Source organism: Parasedimentitalea maritima (genome assembly GCF_005771405.1).
Taxonomy (GTDB): domain Bacteria; phylum Pseudomonadota; class Alphaproteobacteria; order Rhodobacterales; family Rhodobacteraceae; genus Parasedimentitalea; species Parasedimentitalea maritima.
Window position 1 is genome coordinate 439,676 of record NZ_VAUA01000002.1, and the last position, 16,469, is coordinate 456,144.

Annotated in this window: 14 protein-coding genes; 6 read left to right on the forward strand and 8 right to left on the reverse strand. The window is 54.9% G+C overall.

Annotated features, from left to right (window positions below; translation table 11 throughout):
- From FEE96_RS05825 to FEE96_RS05840, 4 genes are all read right to left on the reverse strand, one after another.
- The gene (locus FEE96_RS05825; RefSeq protein ID WP_138162066.1) at positions 1–954 is read right to left on the reverse strand and encodes a branched-chain amino acid ABC transporter permease; all 954 of its coding nucleotides are present in this window, start codon (positions 952–954) and stop codon (positions 1–3) included.
- A 72-nt stretch (positions 955–1,026) separates the two neighbouring features.
- Positions 1,027–2,283, reverse strand: a complete 1,257-nt coding sequence (locus FEE96_RS05830) for an ABC transporter substrate-binding protein (protein ID WP_138162067.1) — start codon at positions 2,281–2,283, stop codon at positions 1,027–1,029.
- Positions 2,284–2,435: 152 nt separating this feature from the next.
- On the reverse strand, positions 2,436–4,034 hold the full coding sequence (locus FEE96_RS05835; protein WP_138162068.1) for a GMC family oxidoreductase: 1,599 nt from the start codon (positions 4,032–4,034) through the stop codon (positions 2,436–2,438).
- Positions 4,035–4,043: 9 nt separating this feature from the next.
- On the reverse strand, positions 4,044–5,450 hold the full coding sequence (locus tag FEE96_RS05840; RefSeq protein WP_138162069.1) for an aldehyde dehydrogenase family protein: 1,407 nt from the start codon (positions 5,448–5,450) through the stop codon (positions 4,044–4,046).
- Between the two features lie 157 nt (positions 5,451–5,607).
- Between FEE96_RS05840 and FEE96_RS05845 the strand changes: the two genes are divergently transcribed.
- A complete protein-coding gene (locus FEE96_RS05845) occupies positions 5,608–6,543 on the forward strand; it encodes a helix-turn-helix domain-containing protein (RefSeq protein ID WP_138162070.1) in 936 nt (311 codons plus the stop codon).
- Between the two features lie 169 nt (positions 6,544–6,712).
- Here FEE96_RS05845 and FEE96_RS05855 read toward each other — a convergent pair whose 3' ends face one another.
- Together FEE96_RS05855 and FEE96_RS05860 are read right to left on the reverse strand one after the other, a co-directional pair.
- Entirely contained in the window at positions 6,713–7,285 is a 573-nt protein-coding gene (locus FEE96_RS05855) for a UbiX family flavin prenyltransferase (protein ID WP_138162071.1), read from the reverse strand.
- Positions 7,282–8,790: a UbiD family decarboxylase gene (locus FEE96_RS05860; protein ID WP_138162072.1), complete on the reverse strand. Its 1,509-nt coding sequence runs from the start codon at positions 8,788–8,790 to the stop codon at positions 7,282–7,284. Before FEE96_RS05860 ends, FEE96_RS05855 begins: the two co-directional genes overlap by 4 nt.
- A gap of 137 nt (positions 8,791–8,927) precedes the next feature.
- On the opposite strand from FEE96_RS05860, the gene ubiT reads away from it, so the two are divergent.
- From ubiT to FEE96_RS05880, 4 genes are read left to right on the forward strand one after another with little or no spacing between them, the layout of a single operon-like run.
- Entirely contained in the window at positions 8,928–9,470 is a 543-nt protein-coding gene (gene ubiT, locus FEE96_RS05865) for a ubiquinone anaerobic biosynthesis accessory factor UbiT (protein ID WP_138162073.1), read from the forward strand.
- Positions 9,470–10,447 (forward strand): ubiquinone anaerobic biosynthesis protein UbiU, encoded by a 978-nt coding sequence (gene ubiU / locus FEE96_RS05870; RefSeq protein ID WP_138162157.1) that lies wholly within the window; start codon positions 9,470–9,472, stop codon positions 10,445–10,447. Before ubiT ends, ubiU begins: the two co-directional genes overlap by 1 nt.
- Before the next feature lie 4 nt (positions 10,448–10,451).
- Positions 10,452–11,369: a ubiquinone anaerobic biosynthesis protein UbiV gene (ubiV, locus tag FEE96_RS05875; protein WP_138162074.1), complete on the forward strand. Its 918-nt coding sequence runs from the start codon at positions 10,452–10,454 to the stop codon at positions 11,367–11,369.
- A complete protein-coding gene (locus FEE96_RS05880; RefSeq protein WP_171021620.1) occupies positions 11,369–12,604 on the forward strand; it encodes an NnrS family protein in 1,236 nt (411 codons plus the stop codon). The genes ubiV and FEE96_RS05880 overlap by 1 nt, the downstream gene beginning before the upstream one ends.
- Positions 12,605–12,672: 68 nt before the next feature.
- Here the strand turns inward: FEE96_RS05880 and FEE96_RS05885 are convergent, their stop codons facing one another.
- Entirely contained in the window at positions 12,673–13,818 is a 1,146-nt protein-coding gene (locus FEE96_RS05885; RefSeq protein WP_138162076.1) for an alkane 1-monooxygenase, read from the reverse strand.
- Positions 13,815–15,260, reverse strand: a complete 1,446-nt coding sequence (locus tag FEE96_RS05890) for a cytochrome P450 (RefSeq protein ID WP_246079320.1) — start codon at positions 15,258–15,260, stop codon at positions 13,815–13,817. The genes FEE96_RS05885 and FEE96_RS05890 overlap by 4 nt, the downstream gene beginning before the upstream one ends.
- 295 nt (positions 15,261–15,555) lie before the next feature.
- On the opposite strand from FEE96_RS05890, the gene FEE96_RS05895 reads away from it, so the two are divergent.
- Complete coding sequence (locus tag FEE96_RS05895) at positions 15,556–16,155, forward strand: Crp/Fnr family transcriptional regulator (RefSeq protein ID WP_246079306.1); 600 nt, start codon at positions 15,556–15,558, stop codon at positions 16,153–16,155.
- Positions 16,156–16,469: the final 314 nt, after the last annotated feature.

Sequence of the window (16,469 nt, forward strand, 5' to 3'; positions counted from 1 at the left end):
TCAATCCCTTCCGCCAAAGGTGAGTTGTGTACCACGCTGGGACCACAACAAGACCAAAGAGGCGATAACAAATGGGGCAATGGGGCGCGCGCCTTTCAAGCCGGGTGACAGGGTCAGCAGGCTTTCGATCACCCCCATCGACAGGCCACCAACAAGCACAACCATCAGGTTGTCCAGGCGGCCACAGATGGCAGCAGCAATCGAAGGTATCACCATAAACGTGATAACCGTCGGTTCCAGACGGATCAGATCGCCGAACATCAGCCCGGTAAAGCCAGCAATCAGCCCTGACAGACCCCAGGCAATAGTTTCGACCTTAAGAATTGGAATGCCAATCAGGGCAGAAAGATCTCGGTCATTGGCCAATGACCGCATGTTCAAACCAATTTTGGTCTGACCCAAAAACAGATAAATAGCGATGACCAGCCCAATCGTAGACAAAAACACGATCATCCGGGTGGCTGTCACACGCAACCCTAAGAGCTTGATCCCAATTTTGTCAGTTGGCAGCGAGATAGAGCGAGGGTCATCAATCCAGAGAAAGCTGACCAAGCCAAGGATGATCAGTGCAAAACCCAGCGTGGCCACGGCCTTAACCACCGGTTCACGCCAAGCTAGCAATGGCGCTATCATTCGGCCGTAAAACAAGGAAATGAGCAAAGCAACAAGAATGCAGGCCGCCCAAGTGAGAGGCGCCCAGACCCCCCATTGGCCTAATTGCCAGGCCGTCATCACGCCGGCGGCACCCGCCGCTCCATTGGCAAGGTTCAACACGCCGGTAGCACGGAAAAGCACCACCAGACCAATTCCGCCCAATGCATATAGCGAACCCACTGCCAGCCCAGAGACGAAAAACATCCCGATGATCTTGTTTGGCTTGCCCCAGCCCAGCCAAGTCACAACCACCACCATGAGCACGGCATAGATCAGCCAGTTGATGTATTTAGTCTTCATCACAACGGTTCTTTCCGGTCAAAAAAACACCCGCCGAACCTATCGGCGGGTGTGATACACAAATGCTTGGTGTCAGCGCAGGCCCAGCTTTTTTTCCAAAGCGATATGGGGTTCGAAATAGGCGCTGTCGAATTCGTAGCAGTCGCGCACAACCTTGAAACCGCCGCCAACCATCTGAAGCATATAGCCCGCATGGTTTGGCATGTGGAAATCGGAGTCACCGACGTAATAGGGACCACACATAAGGTCCGAGGTCAGGCCTTTGATGGACTTGATCGCATCGGTCACCTTGGCACGGTCACCAACCTCTGCGGGGTCCATGGCCAGCATTGTGTCTGTGAAAAAGCGAGCCGAGAGATAACCCGACTGCGCAAAGGTATCGCGCGGATCATTGGGGTTGGCATAGCTATCCATAACAGCAAGCCAGTTTTGCGCATCCGCACCATTCAGGTGGAAGGGGGCAAGTTCCGCATTCACCCAAACCTTGCCATCCCAATACTCACCCAAGGCTTCGGGGACCGACAGGTCATACAATGGTGTCGGCGCAATCCAGTTGTACGAGTCCCGCAGATCCTGTTCTTCTGCGGCCTTCAGCACCGCAATGGCCAGACCCGCTGGCAGGTTCATCAGGATTGTGTCCGCACCATTCGCAATCGATTCCAACAGAGCCGAGTTCACATCAGGAGCGCCAGGGTTGAGCAGCGCCATCGAACCATCACCACCGCGGGCCTTCATCAAGTCGATCGAAGGCTGACAAGACCAAGGGCCGTTGTTGGGAATATTCAAACCGATGCAGGCCACATTGGTCGCACCCAGCTCTTCTTGCGCATATTGTGTTGCGCCGAGGTTCGACGGCAGTGGACCTTGGTTGGTCGACACAATGTTGGACGATTCAAAACATTCCGAAATGGCGCAGGCCGATGCCATGACCATGACATTGGCCTTGGCATAGGTGCCTGCGTTTACAGCCATTTCCATGAACGACCCATTGCCAACCAAGGCCACAGCGCCAGCATCATCAACCAGCTTGGCAGCCGCTTGTGATGCCAATTCCGGGTTCCATTGGTCATTCTCGACCCGGTAGTCAATGGGACGACCGTTGATCCCCCCATTGTCATTGACGCATGAGAAATAGGCCGCAGCGGCATCAGTGGACGCCGAGAAATCTCCGGGAGCGGCATTGCCGTGGATACCACCAACAATGATGGGTTCACCGGTTGCTGCCTCGCCAGTATTGCTGCCGCAAGACGGTGCCGCAGCAGCCTGGCCAGCCATGGCAACGCCCACGAATCCTACCGTTGCTGACAACATGATGTTCAGTTTCTTCATGATTTTCTCCCTAGAATTTTTTGATTGCCGGTTGTTTCGCGCTTAACACTGCCACTGCGTCCAAGTTGGCTGACGACCCTCCACAGGCATCCCCAACAGCGAATGGTTTGTTACCGATTGCTTTCCCTTCACCCCTGCTACCTAAAACTGGATCAGCAATTCAGCGTCTCTTTGCCCGTGATGAACCGTGCTCCCCGCTCGGCGATCATCATCGTTGGAGCATTGGTATTGCCAGAGACCAACCGGGGCATAATCGACGCATCCGCAACCCGCAGACCTTGAACCCCGCGCACCCGTAGCTCTGTATCGACAACTGCCATTGAATCACTGTCGGGGCCCATCTTGGCGGTACCAACCGGATGAAAGACGGTCTTGGCTGTCTGGCGAACAAAATCCTTTAGCGCATCATCGCTGTTTTCGATGCCCGGCTCTGGCAAGGCCCGCCGTTTGATCAATCGGGCCAACGACGGGGCCTCAAGGATCTCGATTGATTTCTTTACCCCCCGCACAAGGATTTCGAGATCGTCATTATGTGAGAAGCTACCGGCGTCAAAAAGAGCCGCGTCCTTGAAATCAGCTGATCTCAGCTTGACCGAGCCGCGAGACTTCGGGCGTAAAAAGCAAGGGCCAATGGCAATGCCGTGCTCTTCGATGGGTTCTCTATCCGCCCAACCCACCATAAAGGGCAAGACATGCAACTGCAGATCCGGCAACCCAACGTCCGAAACATCGATAAAGCCACCACTTTCAACCACATTTGACGCCAGCATGCCGGTCCGCGTCGCCAGGTACTGCGCCATATGCAATGCCCCCCGGAGACCTTTGTCCTGACGATAGAACGAGATTGGATCTTTGGTGACGCCCTGTACTGTGGTTTCCAGATGGTCTTGATAGTTTTCTCCTACCCCCGGCAGATCCGCGACCACCTCTATACCGTGATCCGACAGGTGCTTGGCGTTTCCGATGCCGGACAGTTGCATCAACCGGGGTGTTTCAATTGCCCCAGCGCATAAAACAACTTCGCCAGCCGCCCCATAGCGTGACCCATCTTCAAGCGTGACCCCCACCGCTCGGGTGCCCTCAAACAGGATCCGTGCAACCCGCGCCTCAGTTATGATTTTCAGGTTTTTACGCTTTTCTGCCTTGCGCAAAAATGCCTCGGCCGCTGACCAGCGTCGCCCGTTATGGGTTGTGGTTTGATAGAACCCCACACCAGTCTGGTCACTGCCGTTAAAGTCTGGATTGTAGGGGATCCCAGTTTCCTGAGCCGCCCGAATAAATGCCCGGCTCAACGGATGATGAAATCCGGTCTCGGATACATGCAATTCCCCCTCGGTGCCGTGAAACTCACCGGAATGCTCCATGTTGGTTTCAAGGTCCCGGAATACGGGCAAGACATCAGAGTACCCCCAACCACGATTGCCATCCTGCGCCCAGCCATCGTAATCTTCGGCCTGCCCGCGCACATACAGCATCGCATTCACCGAAGATCCGCCGCCGATCACATTGCCCTGCAACACAACTGATGGCCGTCCGTTCACCCCTTCAGCAGGTTCACCGACATAGGCCACGATATCCCTGCCCTTTTCGATTACTTTGAAAAAGGTGGCCGGGATTTTGATGAAAGCCGCATCGTCACGGCGCCCGCTTTCAATCAGCAACACCCGGGCCCCGGGATCTTCGGATAATCGGCTTGCCATCACGCAGCCAGACGAACCACCACCGACAACGATGTAATCAAACTTTTCCATGGGCTTACCTCAACTAAAGACAACCTGAATGTTGGTGTATTCCGCCAGACCTTCTTCGCCGAATTCGACACCAAGACCGGAGGACTTCACGCCGCCAAAGGGTGCATTTGGCTGGATCGCACCATGTTTGTTGATCCAGACCGATCCGCATTGAAGCTGGCGCGCAACGGTGCGGGCTTTTTCAACGTCATTTGACCAGACCGACCCGCCCAAACCGTTTTCGCTGTTGTTTGCAGCGACAATGACTTCATCGATGTCAGTATATTTGATGATCGGAAGTGCCGGACCAAACTGTTCTTCATCGACCAGAGCGTCCCCATTGGAAAGATCGGCAATGATTGTAGGAGGGAAAAACAGCCCTTCACCGGGGTCTCCCCCCAACAGGACACGGCCCTTGCTTTTGGCATCAGCGACAAGTCGTACCACCTTGTCAAATTGCATTTGGTTGCCAATCGGACCCAAGACCGCACTTTCATCCTGGCCATCACCAACCGGGATATCGCGAGCGTAGTTGACCAACGCACTACAGACAGCCTCATAGACATCTTCATGAACATACAGCCGCTTCATTGCCGCACAGGTTTGCCCATTGTTGATGAAGCTACCCCAGAACAACCCTTCGGCAATCGCCGCTGGATCTACGTCCGGCAGCACGATGCCTGCATCGTTGCCACCCATCTCTAGGGTTAGGCGCTTCATTGTCTCCGACGAGGAGGTCATCACCTTTTTTCCTGTTGCACAGGACCCGGTAAAAACCATCTTGCCGATGTCAGGATGCGCCGCCATGGCCGCGCCAATATTGTCCGAGACATCATCTGAGGTCACAATGTTTACGACCCCTGCAGGCAAAACTTCGTTCATTAGTTCAATCAGGCGAAGCGTCGACATTGGGGTATAAGGGGATGGTTTGATCACCACTGTGTTGCCGGTGCGCAGCGCTGGCAGAATATGCCAAACTGCAATCATGACCGGGAAATTCCAGGGGGTGATCGACCCGACAACCCCAATAGGATTACGATGCAGTTCAACGCGGCCTTCTTCGTTATCCTGCAGCACCTTTACCGGCAGTGACAAACTGCCAGTATACCCGGCCCAAGCCTGCGCTCCGCCCAGTTCAAACCTTGAGCCAAGCCCATTCAACGGCTTGCCCTGCTCCAGTGTAACCAGCTGCGCCAATTCCTCTGCATGCTCTTCGATTTTTGCAGCTACAGCCGCACATGCTGCCTGTAGCTCGTCATCCGAACGCTTTGACCAAGTCTCAAATGCGGTTTTGGCTGCTGTTACCGCACGGTTCAAATCCCCCAGACTGGCGTTGGGGACACGCCCCACCACGTCACCCGTGGATGGATTTTCCACGCTGAAATTTGCAGCTGTAAATACTGATTGGCCGTTAATCATCATACCAAAGTCCGGCATGTTTCCCTCCCAAGAAACTTGTCTCCTTTACAAGTTAAGGACCGAATTGTGGTGAGGTCTTGGGGGCTGGCGACAAAAAACTTGGACTCTGGCGACGACCAAAGCGGCGTTCAGAAATAGTTGGCGCGAATCCAATTTATCTGCATCCTAGGCCACTATGCTTGCAAACATCGCTCACTCCAAACTGCCGGTCGAACAGTTCAACACTGAATTGCGCGACATCTGTGGGGCCTTTCAAACTCAGGCGATGGAGCAACAAACCGAACACCGGGGGGCGCTTCAGGTCGAAGAACGCTTTGGTTTGGAATTTGCACATGTCGCGACAGACATACACGCGATCCGCCGCTCAAACCGGGATGTCCGGCAGGACGACGGCGAAAATTTCTTCCTGATTTTCCAGGAAGAGGGCCGCGCGTTGATGTCGCAGAATGACACAACCTGTATGCTACAGCCTGGCGATCTGATCCTGATCGATAGCGCGAAACCCTCTGAGTTCACCTTTTTTGGCAAATTTCAACGCCAGCTCTCACTTCACCTCCCTCGGCAAGAGATGTCAGAGCGATTTGGCGAACTTATTCACGGCGGCAAATTTCTCACTCAGAACGACCAAACTGCGCAAGCCCTAAGCGCGGTTGTCTCAAAGGCATTTGCGCATAATTCCAATGAAATGCAATCAAACTACCTGCGCGAGGCGCTGTTTGGTCTGATTGGGGCAATGCTGTTTGAACAGGCCAGTGTTCCCAATGCCGCTGGGATTGATGCGGATGTTTCCGGTGCGCAGACCCTGAAGGGGGGATTGAATTTTATTGATCAGTGTTTCTCTAACAATGAACTCACAATTCCTCAGGTTGCGGATCACTTGGGCACCTCGATGCGACAACTGCAGCGCAGCTTTGCGCTTATTGGCACCACGCCAACGGATTACCTGATCCAAAAACGGTTAGAACACGCCTGCCAGCTGTTGCTCGCGCGCCATTCAAAGCCCGGAACTCAGCTTGTATCCACAATTGCCTACGCCAGTGGTTTCAACGACGTTTCCTATTTCAATCGTCAGTTCAGGCGGGCCTTTGGATGTGCGCCAGGGCAATTTTAATCAAAGACATCTGACGGGGGTGTCAGATCAGTGTGAAGGCGTTGTGTAACTTGTCGCTCGGTCTAGACTTGTTCCGTCGGATGCAATCTGCAAAGTGTCAACCAAACCGATTGGCCCACAGTCGGACTGTTTCCCGACTTACAGTTACAACCCGCTCTGGCATTCACGTTTAGCCTGTTGCTCTCCACCGTTGTGCAACTGGCGCAGCCACGTTCAGCATATCAATCGCCCGGGCTGCAATTTGGTCAACGATGTCCGCTACATTTTGGGGTTTTAAATAAAAAGCCGGCACGGGTGGCAGAATGACGGCGCCTAATTCTGTTGCGGCCGTCATGTTTCGCAGATGTGCCAGTGTTAGCGGGGCTTCACGGGTCAACAAGATCAGACGTCGACGTTCCTTGAGCTGTACGCTCGCCGCGCGGGTCAAAAGGTTATCGTCCAAGCCATGTGCAATTGCCGCCAGCGACCGCATCGAACAGGGGGCCACGATCATGCCTGCAACGGGAACCGAACCTGAGGCAATGCTGGCCCCGATATCATCGATGGCATGGCAGCGTGTGACTAAGCCGTGCAAAGTGGCAAGCGCCTGCGCGCCACATTCTGCGTCGAGGGTGCGCTCTGCTGCGGTACTGGTGACCAGATCAATTTCGACCTGCATATCTGACAGTTGCCTCGCAACCGACAACCCCAATGCTGCGCCCGAGGCCCCCGCCACGCCAAGAACAACACGTGCCTCGCTCATCCCCTTGCCCCCGGCATCAGGCGCGCAACTAAATCAGCGGCAAAACCTGCGTCTTCCTCTGACGTTCTCATAACCGTACCCCATTCTCTGGATGTTTCACTGTCAATTTTGGTGGTGGCATCAATGCCAATCTTCCCAGCCAGACCCGGTTGCGGAGAGGCAAAATCAAGATAATCCATCGGTGTGTTATCTAGCAGCATCACATCACGCGCCGGGTCCATCCGGGTGGCCAGGGCCCAAGCAATGTCATCCCAGTTTCTGGGGTCGATATCTTCGTCAACAACCACAATCATCTTGGTATAGCTGAATTGTGGCAACATCCCCCACAGTGCCATCATCACACGGCGCGCCTGGCCCGGATAGCGTTTGCAGATACTGACAACGGCCATGCGATAGGAGCACGCCGCTGGTGGCAACCACAGATCATGAATTTCCGGGATCTGCGCGCGGATGGTTGGCAGGGCCAGTGTATTGAACACTTCTCCGATAATCGCCGGTTCATCTGGGGGGCGCCCGGTATAGGTGGACAGGTAAACAGGGTGTTTGCGATGGGTGATTGCACTCACCTCCATAACCGGAAAAGACTCTGCCGGGTTGTAATATCCGGTGTGGTCGCCAAACGGTCCTTCCGGAGCAAGTTCACTAGGTGAGACCCATCCCTCCAGCACGATTTCTGCGTCGGCGGGCACCATTAGGGGAACTGTTTTTGCAGGCACCAAACGGGGGCGACTGCCAGTCAACGCGCCTGCAAATGTCAGCTCGGACACGGATTCGGGCAAGGGAAGTGCAGCCGAGAGCAACGTCGCAGGACCGGCACCCAAGACCACAGCAACGGGCATCTTTTCCCCTTGCCGCGCCCAGCTTTGGTGATGCGCCGCACCGCCACGATGCGGCAACCAGCGCATGATCAACCTGTTGTGGTCCAGAACCTGCGCCCGGTAGACACCCGCGTTATAGGTCCCGACCTCTGCGGCCTCGGTTCCGTAGGGGCGCGTCACAACCACTGGCCAGGTTATCAGCGGCCCTGCATCTTGTGGCCAATGCGTCTGGATCGGCAGGGCCATCAGATCTACGTCATCACCTTTTGAGACAACACTCTGCACCTGCGCAGATTTGACGATCTTAGGGCGCGTCGCCAATGCCGCCTTAAGCATCGGCCAACGCGCCAATGCATCCCGCAATCCATCTGGTGGCGTAGGTGCCCTAAGTGCCGCCAGAAAAGCCCCCAGATCGTCCAATCCGTCCAATGTCACGCCCAACCCGGCGGCAACCCGCTCGGGTGTGCCAAACAGGTTCACCACCACGGGAACTGTCGACTTAGCCCCCCCTGGCAGCACCGGGTGGTCAAACTGCAGAACCGGTCCCCGACGTTCCAGCACTGCACGATGCACAGCGGTCATTTGATGGGTCACCGAGACCGGGTCTGGCACTCGCTGAAATTGGTCAGATGCGGCACACCAATCCAGGAAACTACGGAGGCTGGGATATGAAGGTAAAGCTCGAATGGGACGGTTCCAGACTTAAGGCTCGCAGCCCTTAGCAACAAAATCGTTTGAAAAATTGACACCCGTCAATTTCCGACACCCAAAAAGCTCTTACGAAGGCCTCAGAGAAATAAAGATCGAGACTACAGGAAACTCATGTGTCCCAATCCCAGGCCTTAATCCCGCTGTTTCCACCGGGCCTTGCGCGTGTGCTCAGGGTGATCCCCCTTGCGCCGCTGTCATTATCGCTGACGGCCTATAGTCGAAAGATCGCAAAAACCCATCCCAGCCTGTTTCGGCGTCTTGGTGAGTTTGACCATGTTAAGTTTGTACTGGACCCGGTCGATCTGCCCTTTGTGATCTGTCTAGCTCCAAATGGCGGCGTGCCGCGTGTGACAGTGACTCGGGGAAAAGGAGACGGAGTAGCACGGATTTCCGGCCCACTTGCCGCATTGATTGGCTTGGTCCATGGCGCATATGACGGCGACGCGCTCTTTTTCTCCCGCGATCTGGTGGTTGAAGGCGATACCGGGGCAGCCCTTGCCCTACGCAACGCGATTGATGATGCCGAACTTGATCTGGCACAGGAGATTGCAGCAATATCAGGCCCCTTTTCAGGCCCTCTGCTACACCTGACTGCATTTATCCAGCGGCACACCCAAGTTTATCTGACCCGACCAGAAGAGGCCGAAGCATGGTGATGGAAATCGTTTGCCCGGCTGGGACACCGGCGGCTTTGCGTGCAGCAGTCAAAGCCGGAGCCCACACCGTCTATTGTGGATTTAATGACGAAACCAATGCCCGAAATTTCCCAGGCCTGAACTTTGACCGGCAAGAAATGCGCGAGGGGATCGCCTTTGCCCACGCGCATGGTTCTAAGGTTCTGATTGCGATCAACACCTTCCCAAGGGCTGGCAATGAAGCCATTTGGCACCGCGCTGTAGCGGACGCAGAGTCTTGTCACGTTGATGCGGTGATCCTGGCGGATCTGGGCCTGCTGGACTATGCGGCCCGCAACCATCCTGGCCTGCGCCGCCACCTCTCGGTTCAGGCGGCGGCAGCAAACGCCGATGTCATAAACTTCTACGCCCGGACCTTTGACGTGAAACGTGTTGTCCTGCCACGGGTACTGTCAGTGCAGGAAATTGCTGCGATCAACGCAGAAACCGAGGTAGAAACCGAAGTCTTTGTTTTTGGCGGCCTGTGCGTGATGGCCGAGGGACGCTGCTCGCTTTCGTCTTATGCCACTGGGCTGTCACCCAACATGAATGGTGTCTGCTCTCCTGCGAGCCACGTCGAATACCGTGAGGATAAAGGCGTACTTGATGCCCGTTTGGGCGGCTATACCATTCACCGCGTCGGCCAAAACGAGCCCGCCCCCTACCCAACCCTGTGCAAAGGATGCTTTGGCGCCAGCGACAAACGCGGTCATCTGTTTGAAGATCCAGTCAGCCTGAACGCTGAACAATTGATCCCGCAATTGCAAAAAGCTGGTGTCACCGCGCTCAAGATCGAAGGCCGCCAAAGATCGCGGTCTTATGTAACACAGGTTGTGCGCAACTTCCGAACCGCCGTCGATGCGCTGGAGGCAGGGCGGCCAATGCCCGAAGGCATGCTGGCACGTCTTTCCGAAGGTCAGGCAATGACAACCGGCGCCTATAAAAAGACGTGGAGATAACTAGATGGAACTGACTGTTGGACCAAATCAGTTTTTCTGGTCAGCGGATCGCTGGACAGAGTTCTATGACGACCTAGCCAGTACGCCGGTGAACCGGGTGGTTTTAGGCGAGCTCGTGTGTTCCAAGCGGCTGCCCTTCTATCAGGATCGGATTCCCGAAGCAGTTTCCACCCTAATTGAGGCTGGCAAAGAAGTGGCCCTGACCAGTCTTGCCCTGATCACCCTAAAACGCGAGCGCAAGCAAACGGCGGAACTGGCAGAGATGGGTGTCGAGGTTGAGATCAATGACCTGACCGCCCTGCCCCACCTTCCCAAGGGGGCAAAACTCTCAGTTGGGCCACTGGTCAATGTCTATAACGAAGGCACTCTGGTCTGGCTTGCCTCCCAAGGGGTGAGACGTATTTGCCTGACACCGGAACTGCCCCTAGCATCCGTTAGAACCCTAGCCTTTGCAGGAGCTGACCTAGGCGTTGAAATCGAAATTTGGGGCCACGGGCGTCTGCCCTTGGCGATTTCCGGTCGATGCTATCATGCTCGTCTACACAAACGAACCAAAGACAACTGCCAGTTCGCCTGCGAAGATGACCCTGATGGCTTGGACGTGACCACCCTAGAGGGCAAACCCTTTTTGGCCATGAATGGGGTGCAGACCCTGTCCGACACTTATGCCACCGCCCTCCATCAAATTGATACACTCAGCGAGGCCGGGGTGTCGGCGCTTCGCCTGTCGCCACAATCCAATGGGTTCATTGAGCTTTGTAAGCTGTACCGGCAAGTGTTGGATAAGGATATCAGCGGCGCGGATGCCGTCGAAACCCTCACCCGTATGGATGATAATGTCCGGCTTTCCGATGGGTTCCTGACTGGCAACCGTGGAGTGGATTGGTCAGGTGAACAAGCGCAGCCTACGCTACGGATATGATGCCCACAGCGAGCACGGACTGGGACCTTAGCCATTTCTGGGAGGCCCCGCACCGGCCGTTGTTCCTGGCCGCATTCTTTTGCGCATTGGCTACTATAGCATGGTGGCCTTTGGGAGTGAGCCTTGGATTGCCTGCCCCGCAGTTTGAACCTGTGGTCTTGTGGCACGTCCACGAATTGGTTTTCGGTTTTGTGGCCGCTGCTATGGCCGGCTATTTGCTCACCGCCCTGCCCAATTGGACGGGCTTGCCTCTGCTGCGCAGGGCAACCTTAAAGTTGTTGTTGCTGTTCTGGCTGGTGTCTAGATTGACAATCGCACTGGCCGACCATCTGCCTCTTTGGTTGCTTCACATATTCAACACCGGCTTTTTCCTTTTGCTAGCGGGAGTGCTCTGTCACCAGTTCCTGTTGGCGAGACGCTTTCATAAGAGCTGGATATTGGTGGTTGTTTTAGCCATCGGATATGCCGAGGCCCTGTTTTTGCATACCGCACTGGAAAGGTCTCATTCAGCCAGTCTCGATCTGGCCCGTACGGCGGTGATCGGGATCACCCTTTTGATGACAGTTATCGGATCACAGGCCATTCCCGCCTTCACCAACAACTGGTTTATGCGCTGCGGGCGCACTGAACTTTTGATCCCAGCGATGCCCGCCGCGCGCAACCTGACAACGGGGCTGATGGTACTGGCGATGCTCGGAATGACGCTCACGCAGTTCGATCTGGCTTATGGGGCACTGATCTGTGCCGCGTTGACCCTTTTGTGGATCATGAGCGGATGGCGAACCGCTACCTCATTGCGCAACCCGCTTTTGGCGGCACAGCATCTGGCGTTTCTCTGGCTGCCTGTCGGCCAGATCGCCATCGCAATCTTGTGGTTCTTCCCCGAGATCTATCCACTGACGACTACCCTTCATACCCTTACCATAGGCGCGATGTCTGGTCTGATCATGGCAATTGCAGGACGCGCGGCCGCTCATCAGGGCAATGGCGACATGCAAGCCGGCAAAGGCTTTATGCTTGGCGCCTTGATGATGTGGGTCACCACCTGTGTCCGACTGGCAGCTCCTCTTGCTCCACACAACTCACATACAATCTTGACCATCGCCGCAATGCTCTGGTGCCTAAGTTGGGGCGTCTTTATCGCCGGGTTTCTTCCTGCAATTTGTGGACCTGTTGTTCGACCAGTGTTGAGTGGGAAAAAAACATCCTACAGCCACTCACCTACCATCACCTAAGCCGCGACAGTGATTTGAACTGGCTCAATGGAAAACGCGATCCCCGTGGGTTGATCGCCAATGTTTGATCACCCGGCACCCTTCGGTTTCGGTAACGTGCCGTTTTTGTATGCGCTCCAATCTTCGATCTCGGGATAGAACTTTTTGCGCCAAGCCCGGACGCGCGGGTTGAACACTCGGCGCCACAGAGGCGGGATCATTGCCAGTGCTGTCATCGGCGGATAACCAGTTGGCAACATCGGAACTTCGCTTTCGTCATAGACCTGCAACAGCGGAAAACGCCGCATTGGATGAACATGGTGGTCAGCATGACGTTGCAGATTGATCAACAGCAACCCTGAAACACGGTGCGCTGAATCCCAGGAATGATGCGGCCGTACAGGCTCATATTTTCCATCACCCAGATGTTTGCGCGTCAGCCCATAGTGTTCGACATAGTTGGTCAGCTCCAACTGCCAAATCGCAACAAAAGCCTGAAAAACAAACAGACCCACACCGGCCCAACCGCCAATACCAAATGCGATGGCTAGAAACGTTGACTGTAGCCCGAGATATTTCCAAATAGGATTGGACAGATGCCATGGAGACCGTTTGCGCCGGGCCAACATCGCCTTTTCCGCACGCCATGCCGATCCGAAGCCTGTCAGCAAGATACGCGCGTAGGCCCGGTGAAACCCCTCGTTATAGCGGGCTGTCACAGTGTCACGCGGTGTGCCAACATAAGGATGATGGACCAACAGGTGTTCGGTTCGGAAATGCCCATATAGCACCAGTGCCATCAACAGGTCCCCCAACCCGCGCTCGACCCGGTTGGATTTGTGGAACAGCTCATGTGCATAGACTATGCCAACGGTGCCAGTGGTGACGCCAATGCCAAACATGATGCCCAGCGTTTCCAATGTTGAATACTGGCCGACGCGCGTAAGGTAATAGAGCGTTCCAAATACCAAGGCGAATTGTACTGGAAACCAAATGTAGGTGAGCAAACGAAACCAAAACAATTCGGCGTCCGGGGTCTCTGGGTCTGGGTTGCGCAGGTCCTTACCCACCACAGCATCCAGCAAAGGCATCAGCACCCAGCCATAGATTGGGATCAGAAGGATGGTCCACCCCCCAAACAGAACCGCCAGAACCACCAGTGGAACAAAGGTGAGTGTCATCCAATAGGGCCAGGCGTTTAGCCGTCCCTTGCCATCAGTTGTGGACAGTGTCATGTGCCGCTCTCCTTGTTGATCTTTTCCGCCCGTCGGGTCAGGCGCAACCGAATACCATTGGCCGAACGCACGGTAAGCTGAGCGGCAGGTATTGGCGTATCCCCCTCGACCAGCTCAAACCGATAGGCCCGCACCAGCATCGACAGAAGCAACACACCTTCCGCCATCGCAAAGGCCGAACCGGGGCAAACCCTGGGGCCTGCTGAAAACGGGATGTAGGCCGACCGCATGCATTCCTTGCCGTTAGGGGTATCAAACCTGCCCGGATCAAATTCATCAGGTCGCTCCCACAGCCGTTCATGACGATGCAGATGCCATGGGCTAAGAATAACCTGAGAGCCGCGCTTGACTTCACGGCCGCGAAACTGTTCCGGACAGGCCGCTTCGCGGACATACATCGGCACTGGGGGGTACAGACGCATTGCTTCGCGAAAGACAGAACGAGAATGGCGGAGTTTGGACAGCGTTGAGAAATAAATTTTCTCGGGCTCCATCGTCTCAAGTGCCTCCGCCGCCAGTTTATTCTGCCACTCAGGATAGCGCGCTAACAGATACAGCGCCCAGGCCAGTGCAGCAGCCGAGGTTTCATGCCCGGCAAGAAAGAAAATCGCGACTTGGTCAATCATCTCTTCGGTTTCAAACACCTTTCCCGTTTCGGGGTCCGGGGTGGTCATGATCTTGGTTGCCAAGTCATCTGGGGCGGTACCATCGGCAATGTCGCGGGCACGCTGCTGGGTCAGTTGTCCAATCAGCGCACGGATTCTACGGGCCGTTTCCTTGGTTTCGCGTGAATGGAAACGAGGAAACCACTGCGGCAGCGGTAGTATCGCCGCAACATTGGCAACCGGTTGTGCCGCCTGATGCTGGCGAAAGGCCTCAAACGCTGCGTTTGCAACTTCATGTTCAATGGGCACCGAAAACAAGGTGCGAAAGATCACATCCATTGCGAGGTGACTGGCCTGAGCCTCAATTTCCACCGGGGAGCCATCCGCCAAGGGCTTCAGCCGTTGAACAGCCGCAACGCCGCTGTCCCACATCGACGGGAACACCTTGCGAATTCGACCTCCTTCAAATGCGGGATCTATGATCCGACGCTGACGCGCCCACGTCTCACCATTCGAAATGAAAACCGATTCCCCCAACAGCGGCTTCAAACCAACCCGGATACGTTCGGATTTTGGAAAATCTTGCGCACGTTGTTTCAGAACAAGATCGACCAATGCCGGATCATTGCACAAGTATGATCGAAAGAACGGCGTTCGCATTTCAGCCATCCAGGCGCGATACAAATGCGCAGGCTGGGACGACAGAATGTCCTTTTTGAATTGCCGGAAATAGGTCCAGAGAGAGACCCGACCCTGTCGTGACGCAGGCTTAGGCGGTACATCTGGCAGTCCGATCAAATCATGGTCCAGCAATTCGGTTTCCCCGATTGTGCAAATGGTCAAAGTTGGACGATTTTCCCTTGGCCTCTGGGTTTTGTAATTGACGATCATCAAAATCTTGGCTCGGTGGCTGGTTTTCTTATCAAAATCAGGCCGAACCGCAGGTGTTATTGACCAGCATCAAACACAGGTCAGGCAGTTATGCCTATTCAGCTGTATGATATCTGATCCGAGGAGCGGGATGCTGGACCAATCAAATCGTTCACACCCTTGTGGAAACTGCGCATTTTACAAGGACAGCATATGGCAGCCAGTGTCATCCAGTTGCGTATCCGTTCTGTCGCGAGGATTTTTGCGCAGGGATCTCACCGCAGGACAACCCCTGTATTATCAAGACGACGACAACCGTGGTGTGTTCTGCGTCTCCAAAGGTTTAATTGCGCTACGCACCCAACACCATGACGGAACATCAACTTTGATGCGGCTGGCGTATCCGGGGGAAATCATTGGGTTTCGGTCTTTTCTCGAATCTCGCCCACACCGTACCGAAGCACGCGCGCTTGTCGGCTCTCGCGTTTGCACCGTAGCCCAACGTGATGCACGACATGTCGTGCAGGGCAATCCATCGGTACTGACCCGTTTAGCGTCACGCTGTATAAAGGAAATTGACCGCAATCACGAACGAATTATCGCCGCAGCAACAACGTCAAACAAGCAACGGTTATCAGATATACTGCTTAGGTTGATGGAGACGCATGGTGAGCGAACCGGGCAGTTTCTGCATATGCAACTACCACTGTCGCGCTCAGACCTTGCCGACCTGATTGGAGTGCAAACCGAAACCGTGTCACGCCTGTTCACGCGCATTCAGGCCGACGGGATTTTTCGCGTGTCTGGTCGTGAAATTCAAATGCTTTCTGTCCCGTCGAACAAGCAATCTGCCAACATGTAAGCCGTTGACCTCGGGCGTTTGGTTGCTCACTGGAGGAGATTATGGTCGGCATTGGAAATTCACACCCTCAATCCCAACATTCAATCTTCCTTGAAATCGTTCTGTTTACCTAACTGTACTTCGGTATTTCAAAGGGACGCGAGCCAAATCTATTTCCGCTAGCCTGATTAGTGTCGAACCGCTCTGCAAGTATTTAAAAGAACCACGTTTCGTCATATTGAAGCGCAACAATTCTCCCCTTTCTCCTCAAGAATATTCCCCCTGACGCCGCTGCAATTCCAGCTCAACAGGTAGACCAAATCGACGCGGCATAC